This window comes from Micromonospora sp. CB01531, from assembly GCF_001905095.1.
GTDB lineage: Bacteria > Actinomycetota > Actinomycetes > Mycobacteriales > Micromonosporaceae > Micromonospora.
Genome location: NZ_LWLS01000116.1, coordinates 252,476 through 261,184, shown reverse-complemented (window position 1 = coordinate 261,184; position 8,709 = coordinate 252,476). Strand labels below are relative to the sequence as shown.

Genomic DNA, 8,709 nt, shown 5'->3' with positions numbered 1-8,709 from the left:
GTACAGGTAGGTGTTGTACATCCGCAGCTCGGCGCCGACGACCTTGGCGTCGGTGGGGATGCCGGTCAGGGTGGGGAACTTGACCAGGCCGCGGGTGTCGCCGTAGTAGGACGAGTTGTTGCCTGGGCTGACGTAGGGGTCACCGTCGTAGACGTTGACGTTCTCCGTCGGCCGCCCGGCGGCGAGGGTGGTGTCGATGACCCCGTTCGAGCCCGTCGCGTCGGTCGCCGCGGTGCGGTAGATCCGGGTGATCTGGCCCGCCTTTGGCAGCATCGCCGGCTGCGTCGGGCCGGCGATGAGCTGCCCGTCGCGGGTTTTCACCGCGACCATGTAGTAGTAGAACTTGCGGTCCATCGGGTTGGTGTTGTCCGCCGCCGTCGGTACCGCCGTGGTGTCCTGGTAGCTGCGGGTCGCCGTGGACACCGGCGCGATCAGCGTCGTCGCCGACGGGGTGAAGTTCTGGAAGATGCTGCGGTGGACCTGGTATTCGACGATGTCCGAGCCCGAGTACGCCGGCCAGTCGAGCACGGCACCGGTGGAGGTGATCGTGGTCGGCGGGTTCACCGCCACACCCGGCCGGCCGTAGGTGACGACCAGCTTCGGCAGGTTGAAGTCGCGGCGGTCGTTGTTGTACGCGTACTCGGACGCCTCGTAGATCGGGCCGCCCCGGCTCCTGGTCGCCTCGTCCAGGGCCTTGACCATGAGTCCGTGGTTCGGGTAGGTGCGGTTCACCCAGTCCTGCACCAGATTGCGCACCGGGAACGAGTTCCACACGCTCGACTTGGCGTACTTCTTCACCGCACCGGCCTTGGTGAACCGGACCGCGTCGGCGATCGCCGTCGTGCCCGGCACACCGTTGAGGACGACCTTGCCGGTGGTGCCCGCCGCGAACGGATGCGTTCCCAACGTCACCCACGCACCCGCGGCCGTCGGGGTGGTCTGGTTGACGGGGTAGGTCTTCGACCCGCCGTTGTAGTAGACGGTGTACGGGGCGTTGGTGGGCCGGTCCGACTCGCCCACGTAGTGCACCTCGACCTGGTAGTCACCCGCCTCGGTGATCGTCGGCACCCAGGTGTGGGTGTCCGAAGCGCTGGCACTGCCGTGGTAGCGGTAGTCCGCGTTGATCGCCTTCGGCGTCAACGTCGCGTTCCCCGAATACGGCCAGGACCCGACCACCGACGTCCCGGAGTCCCCGTCGTCCTTGGTCACCACGTTGCCCGCCGGCGCGCCGGCGATCTTGCCGCTGATGGTGCCCCACGTCGCCGTGTCCTCGTCCCAGGCCTCCAGGACCCGACGCACCTCCATCGGCACGTCGTACTCCCAGGCGGTGTGCGTCTGTGAGTAGTACAGCTGCAACTGAGCGTCGTCGATCGGCGTGTTCTGCGGGATCGAGTTCAGGTTGAACTTCAGCAACGACCGCCACGCGCCGCTCGACGTGGTGCCCACGTGCAACGGCCACCTGACCTGGTCCTGCCCATAGGCGTGGTTCGGATCGGCCGAGTAGATCTGCGTGTCCTGCGCGTCGTCAGGCACCGGCTGGATCTTGATGGTCGGGTCGATGACCACCGGGTACACCCGCGCCGGATCCGTCAGCCACGCCGCGTCCGCCGACACGGTGACGGTGGTCTGCCCGTACACCTGCTGCACCCGCTGGGTGACCTTGTCCGACCACACCTTGCCCAGTGGCGAGGCCTTGTCGTCCTTCGAGTCGAACATGAACGGCGCCGGCATCACGAACACCGGCTCGCCGCCGCTCGCACGGACGAACGCGATCGACCCGTCCGCGCGCTGCTGCGCGGTCAGACCGGCGGTGTCCAGGGTGAACGTGTACGACACCGGCCCAGCCGGCCGCTTCCGCAGGACGATCTCTTCCTTCAGCGCGGTGCTGGTCACGTCGTACACCACGTCCGCGCCACCAGCGATGCCCGGATAGGTCACCGTCGAACCGGACACCTTCGGCGTCACGCTCTTCGCCGCGCCCGCCAAACCCAGCTCGAGACTCCTGCCCTCGGCCTCGAACCGGACCAGATCCTTCGAGCTGTCACCGAACAGGCTGCTGAAGGTGTTCGTGCGATTGCCCTGCACGTACCCCTTCTCGGAGGTGGGCCGGACCGTGGTGTCAATGGCCTGCCACCGGCCCTGCGCGTCCCGGTAATGCACCGGCACCGCCGAAATCTCCGCCTGCGTCCGACCATCCGACAACTGATACGTCTTGGTGTTCGCCGTCCGCTCACCCGGCAACTCCCGCACCCGCTTCTGCGGCGGCCACTCCCTACCCGCCACAGGCTTCTCGGCCTGGAACAGCCCGGCACTGACCACCTCCGGCCGCACCCGGCCCGAGCCACCGTCGACCAGCCCACGCGCGGCGTCGCCGAGCCGCGACAGCAGCCCGCCCTCGTCGTCCTTGCCACTGCCCGCAGCCTGGTCAACACGGTCGGAATCACGGCCCGGTAAGGCCTCCATCCCGCCCAACGTGGCCACCAGGGCCACCACCAGCCCCCCGATCAGGAAGCCCCGTGATCGTCTCTTCACCATCACCCTCCGGTCCCTCAGAGACACGACGAGTGAAGGCTAAAGATGATCGATATACCCACCGATATAGATGGACGACATTCCCCGCTTGACCTGCGCTTGCGCCTGAGGGACCGGCCGAAAGATGGTCACAGCACGGCGTTGACCGGCACCATCGCGACAAAGGAGGCAATCCCCTGCCAACCGAGGTCCCGCCAGGCGGACCGTGGCCGGGTCGATTCGCCGGCGCGCAGGACATGCGCCGGCGCGAGCGACACGGCGGCCAGCTCGGCGAGGTATTCACGAACCAGCGCCGGCAGGTGGTAGCCAGCGGGGCCGTCCGGGTGGAGCAGGTGGGCGTCGACGAGGCTGTCCAAGGCCCGTAGGATTCGCTGGGTGCTGACCCCGAGCTGGGCGGCAGCCCGATCCGCCAGTTCTGGCGCATCGGAGTGGGCACCGAGCAGTTCCAGGAGCTGCCCGGCCACCTCGTCCTCGGCACGGACAGCGGCGACGATGCTGGCCAGGCTGGCCCGCACCGACAGGTCCCCGTCAGCGAGCAGGTCCAGCCGGTGGCGGTCGTCTCCGAGTTGGGCGGCCAGAGTGGCCACCGGCATGGTGGGCCAGCGCGCCAGGCGGGCGCCAGCGATCCGCAACGCCAGCACCGAGCCAGCGCACAGTCGGACCAGTTCCGCCGTGGCCGCTCCATCGGCCGCCAACCGTTGCCGCCCCACAATGCCGGCCAGCAGGTCCCGTGCCTGCCCAGCACCCAGCGGCCGCAGCGCTACCCGCCGGATGCCGTCCAGGTTGCCGAGCTGCCGCGAACTGACGGCGATCAGGGCGGGCCCCGGACCGGCGGGAATCAACGGTCGCACCTGGGCCGCCCTCGTGACGCCGTCAACGACCATCAGCAGCCGGCGCCCGGCGACCAGGGAACGGAACCAGCCAGCCCGCTCGTCGCCGTCCTCGGGCACGTCGGCGGGGGCGACTCCCAACGCCCGCAGCACCCGGGCCAGTACCTCACCCGGAGTCACTGCGCTGCGGTGGCCGAGGTCGACGAAGACCTGCCCGTCCGGGAAGTTGGCGGCCACCTGGTGCGCGGCGCGGATCGCCAGCGTGGTCTTGCCGCTGCCCGCCGCACCGGTGACGATCACCGCGGTCGGTGTCGGACCGCGCAGCGCCGCGACCACGTCGGCGGCCTCCCGGACCCGGGCGACGACGGTGACCAGGTCCGCCGGGAGCTCCCGCGGCACTGCCCAGCCGGCAGCGGACCGCGTCTCGACGGCCGGCATGACCAGGGGCCCAGAGGGTGTCGCCGGCGACAGCTCGGGTGCCCGATCGAGCATCGCTCGATGCAGGCTCGTCAGCGCCTCACCGGGCTCGATACCGAGCTGTTCGTTGAGGACGGCCCGCGCATCCCGATAGACAACGAGCGCCGCCGGCACCTCGCCACAACGGTAGAGGGCGAGCATGAGCTGCCCCCAGGCCCGCTCCCGCAGCGGGTGCGCGGCGAGGTGACGACGCAGTTCGGCAAGCAGTAGCGCATGCTGACCGGCGGCAAGTCGGGCCTCCGCCAGCTCCTCGAACACCTGCAACCGCTGCTCATCGAGGCTGGCCCAGCGGTTGTCCAACGCGGTGCCACGCGGCACCCCGTCACCGGAGGCGCCACGCCATTGCGCCAGTGCGCTGGCCAGCATCCTGATGGCGCCGAGCGGGTCGGGCGTAGCCAGCATGCTGCATCCCTCCCCCGCCAGGCGCTGGAACTCGGTCACATCCAGCTCATGCGCCGCCAGCCGCAGCTCATACGCATTTCGGTGCGCGACGAGGCGGGCACCCAACATGCCCCGCAACACGGCGACGTGCGACCGCAGGTTAGCCACGGCGGAAGCCGGCGGGGCGTCGGACCAGACCATGCCGGCCAGCCGATTGAGCGCGACGGGCCGGTTCGCCTCAAGGGCCAGCCCGGCCAGAACCGCCCGCCGATTGGCCCCGCTAGGGGTGACCTCCTCGCCGTTTATGAGAACTTCCACCGGACCTAGAAGCCGAATCCGTAGTTCCATGCCGCGCTCCCCCGTTAAACCCATGAGCGCGCTCAGGCTAGGGAAGCGATTCATCGGTCGGCAAGGCGCAAACCGGACGGCCTGTCGTGACAAACGTCAATATCTTCCAGCGGCGTGTCCGCGTAATACAAATGCCGATGAAAACGCTCAGTCCTTGACCCGTCACGAAGAGCCACCGGGATCGGGCTCGACCGAACGTGCCGCCGGCACCCTACACCGTGCCTGCCCCAACCGATCTGGCAGCGCCGCCCATCAGCTGACAGCACGAAGGCAATCGCTGAGGCGAATCACCAGCCGCCGAGACTCCCTCGTCTGTCGCTCGCATGACGGTCGCCATGGCCGCTTGCTGCGCTCGGAATCAGGGGTGTTCACTCAGGACGGCGCAGTCGTGGTCGGCGGCGGCAAGCAGCGCGCTCGCTGTGTCGAGCTGGCCGGTCCTGCGACAGATGACGGCGAATGCCCTCCATTTGAGCGGATCAACGGTGAGCACCGCCGCAGCTGGATGGTTTACCAGGAGGTCCAGCCGGATGGGGTCAGCCCCTGATCTCGATGCCTCAGCCAGGCACATCACAGGTAGCCCGAAGAGGCCACCCTCATCGGCAACCGCCGCGATCGCTTCGCCCACGGCGATCGAGCCCTTGGCGAACGCGATTATCGCGGATGTGTCGAGGATGATCCGGATGGAAAGGTCGTTCAGCGGGTGGGTGCGGGCGGGCTGGTCCGGGCGCCTGGTTCGGGTGGATGAGTGGTGGCCGGGCCGCCGCTGTCCCGGGTAGCGCCACATGGGATAGGCGATGGTGCCGTCGGGCAGGCTGAATGGCTCGTGGGGAACGTAGCCGTGCCGGGCGTACAGGTCTCGCTCGGCGGTGGTTGTCGCCTCGGCGTATGTGGGGAGCAGGCCTTGGCCCATGCGGGCGTTGCTGGTGGCGAGCAGGGTGGCGGCGCGCCGGTTGCGGTGGGGAACGGGTGCCACGCTGAAGAACGCCAGGTGGTTGTGGGGATCGACAGGTCGGTGGGCGCGCAGGACGTCGTCGAGGTGAAGGAAGCGGTCCAGGTAGTCGCCGCAGGCGACCGCGAGCCGCTCCCCATAGTCATTCGGCGGTGGGACGGGACCGTACCGGTGCAGCCACACAGCGGCGGCGGAATGATCCTTCAGGAGGTAGGCCTCGCCGAAGAGCAGAGCGTGTTCGGCCCAGACCCGGATGACGGCGGCGAGCACGTCACGCCGGCGGTGCCCTTCGGGTACGAGCCATGCGCCGACGGCGCTCTCGGCGAAGGGGCCGGCGACAAGATCGACGATCTCGGGGATGTCTCCCCATCGGGCACGGCAAACGGGCGGGGTGTTGCTCACGGACCTCTCCTGTTGGTGGGTGTGACTGGTCGGCGGACGACGGCCGGGGCGGGAGGGACGGCGCCGGCCAGAATCAGGCGTGGAGCAGCGCATTCGGCCAGGTCACCGCGTCGCCATGCGGGCGGGTGTCGGGCTCAGGCGGCAGCGGCGGTGGCGGCTCCTGCCAGCGGCGTGAGTCATCGCGGCGCTCCTGCACGCGATGGGGACACCGCCGCCGGACCTGCCGGGGCAGGCCGCATCGTTCACACCAGCCGTGGCTGTTCCGGCTCTCGCCCAGGCGGCCGGGGCTCTCAGGCGGGTCTGGTGTCCGGTTGGCTCGACCGGTACGCCAGCTTGCCGCACCGGTAGAGGCGGCAGCCGACAAGTTGTAGGTCCGACGACCAGCAACGAGGTGACGCGTCGGCGAGGATGCCCGTCCCGGCGGTGGCGGAGCCGGTCCCGGCCGTGCTGACGGGGGCGGCAGGCGTCACTCCGGGGGTTCCCTCCGGATCGCCCGGCCAGGACACCTGAACCATCTCGCCATCGCCCGCTGGCACCTCATCCCGACTTGTCGGCTTGGCCGGAACCTCCGGTGGCGGAACTTCCGGGTGAGTCGCAACGACCGGCAGCACAGGGCGGGCGATCGTGGCGCGGGCGCCAGCGGTCGACGCGTGCCGGGCCGGTGTCGGCGCCCCCTCGGCCGGAGCGCCGGAAGAAGGCGGAGGCACGGCGGGTGCACCGATGATCGGCTGGGTCAGCCCGAGCACCGGGGCCAGGGCGGGAGGCAGAACGTCAACGATCGGCTCGGCTACCGGCCTGACGGCATCCCGGACCGGCTCCAGCAGCCGGGTGTCGGAGACCCCCGCGACCACCGGCGACGCCAGGTCCACGACCGGACGCGTCACCCCGATGACCGCCTCGACGCCCCTCTCCATGCCCGGCACTGCCGTAGCACCCTCCGCTCGGTCGGGTTTGCCCGCAGGTACTCGTGCCGGTGTCACCACGGCTGTCAGCGGCTGGCCCAGGTTCGCAACTGTCACATCAGCGCCGGCGCGGACTGGCTGACCAGGCATGGCCGAACCAGCGGGCGAGGAGCCGACGGAGCCGCCGAGAATCGCTCCGCCGGCACCAAGCAGGTGACCATGCGGGCAAGCCTGGGCGGACTCGACAGCATGAGCCACGTCATCCGCGATCGCATCGTGAACAGCCCACACGCCGAGCGCACCACCGACCAGGAGTGCCCCGCGCAGCGTCCACCGAGCCAGTCGGCCGCGACACCACAACAACGGACACCTCCGAACGGAACGCCTCATCCTTGTGCCAAGGCCCCCAATTCTGCTCTTCATTGCCACACCGCCACCCACCGACACACCGGGCAAATCGACGTCCATTGAAGTATGCGAAGGGAATTCGGCGCCGCTCGACAAGCCGCTGCCAACGGTGGCTCATTGCCCCGCCCGCACCCACCTGACTCGGCGCTCGGTCATCAACCAGCGCAGCGGGCTGGTCAACCTGGGCGGCTCCCTGGCATCCCGGGTCGACGCGCAGGTCGCTAGACTGAGCGCTCGCGCCCTCGTAGCTCAGGGGATAGAGCAACGGTTTCCTAAACCGTGTGTCGCAGGTTCGAATCCTGCCGGGGGCACCAGCATCGCCTTGGTCAACGATCGCCTTCTCCGCCGTCCGGCACGTCCGGGACCGATCCAGGTTGTCCGGCCGGGGCGGCACCTCCGTCTCGCGTCGGTGGCCTGAAGAGGCCGCAGACTGAGCTCGACATCAATTCCAGTCTCACCGATGGCCCCACCAATGTCGGATCCACACCGGCTCCGGCGATCGGATCGCGCAGGCCGACGAAAGGCATCGGAGGGCGCTCCGTCCCTGGGCTAGGCGAACACACCGGGTGGCGGCGAGACCCGCAACACTGGCTCGTGGCTTGTGGCAATCTCCCTGCAATTGCCAACTATTTGCAACAACTCCGCCACAGCTCTGGACAACCCGCCGCGCCGGTAACTAGCGTCGGCACTATGAGTCCTTACGAGTTTGACCCGCGCGCCTGGCAGGAAAGCTGGGACCGGCAGCAGGAGGCGTACCTGCCGGACCGGGAACACCGGATCACCGCGATGCTCGACGCGGTCGACGCCGTGGTGGACGGTGACCGCCCACGGCTGCTCGACCTGGCCGGCGGCACCGGCTCGATCAGCCTGCGGGCGCTGGCCCGCTTCCCCCGGGCCGAGGTCACCCTCGTCGACCTCGACCCCGTGCTGCTGGCCATCGCCGAGGCGTCCCTGGCCGGGCGGGCCACGGTCGTCACGGCCGACCTCAACACCCCCGACTGGGTAGCGGCCCTGCCGCACCGCGAGTTCGACGCGGTCCTCACGGCCACCGCCCTGCACTGGCTCGACGCCCCGCGCCTGGCCACCCTGTACGGCGAGCTCCACGGGCTGCTCCGGCCCGGCGGCGTGTTCGTCAACGCCGACCACATGCCCGACGACGCCCTGCCCGCGCTCAGCACCCGCCTGACCGCACGCGCCCACGCCCACCGCGAGGCGCGGCACGCGGCCGGGGCGGCCCTCTCCTGGTCGGCCTGGTGGGACCAGGTCGGTGCCGACCCCGGTCTCGCCCCGCTCGCCGAGAAGCGCCGGCAGATCTACCCGACCGGCCACAGTCCCGAGTGGACACCGCCGGCCGCCTGGCACCTCGACGCCCTCCGGGCGGCGGGGTTCACCGAGGCCGGCGTGCACTGGCGCAACGGCGGCGACGCCGCCGTCGCGGCCCTCCGGTGAGCGGCGGCGACGGACCGCAAGGAGAGCCGGA

General features: G+C 69.8%; 5 protein-coding genes and 1 tRNA gene. 2 read left to right on the top strand and 4 right to left on the bottom strand.

Annotated elements, in window-relative coordinates:
* The 4 genes from A6A27_RS36340 to A6A27_RS36325 all read right to left on the bottom strand — a co-directional run.
* A partial coding sequence (locus A6A27_RS36340) for a DNRLRE domain-containing protein (protein ID WP_143194351.1) occupies positions 1-2,532 on the bottom strand: 2,532 nt, incomplete at its 3' end.
* Positions 2,533-2,660: 128 nt separating this feature from the next.
* On the bottom strand, positions 2,661-4,538 hold the full coding sequence (locus A6A27_RS36335) for an AfsR/SARP family transcriptional regulator (RefSeq protein WP_073839174.1): 1,878 nt from the start codon (positions 4,536-4,538) through the stop codon (positions 2,661-2,663).
* A 388-nt stretch (positions 4,539-4,926) separates the two neighbouring features.
* On the bottom strand, positions 4,927-5,919 hold the full coding sequence (locus tag A6A27_RS46545; protein WP_073839173.1) for a hypothetical protein: 993 nt from the start codon (positions 5,917-5,919) through the stop codon (positions 4,927-4,929).
* 290 nt (positions 5,920-6,209) lie between these two features.
* Positions 6,210-6,833, bottom strand: a complete 624-nt coding sequence (locus tag A6A27_RS36325; RefSeq protein WP_073839172.1) for a hypothetical protein — start codon at positions 6,831-6,833, stop codon at positions 6,210-6,212.
* 634 nt (positions 6,834-7,467) lie between these two features.
* Between A6A27_RS36325 and A6A27_RS36320 the strand changes: the two genes are divergently transcribed.
* A tRNA-Arg gene (locus A6A27_RS36320) sits at positions 7,468-7,543 on the top strand.
* A gap of 376 nt (positions 7,544-7,919) precedes the next feature.
* Positions 7,920-8,678 carry a class I SAM-dependent methyltransferase gene (locus A6A27_RS36315; RefSeq protein ID WP_073839171.1) on the top strand — a complete coding sequence of 253 codons (759 nt, stop codon included), beginning with the start codon at positions 7,920-7,922 and terminating at the stop codon, positions 8,676-8,678.
* The last annotated feature ends 31 nt before the right edge of the window (positions 8,679-8,709 follow it).

Excerpts from the sequence above, each read along its gene's own strand:
- A6A27_RS36325 (WP_073839172.1), bottom strand. The coding sequence starts at position 6,833 with ATGGAGAGGGGCGTCGAGGCGGTCATCGGGGTGACGCGTCCGGTCGTG.
- A6A27_RS36315 (WP_073839171.1), top strand. The coding sequence starts at position 7,920 with ATGAGTCCTTACGAGTTTGACCCGCGCGCCTGGCAGGAAAGCTGGGAC.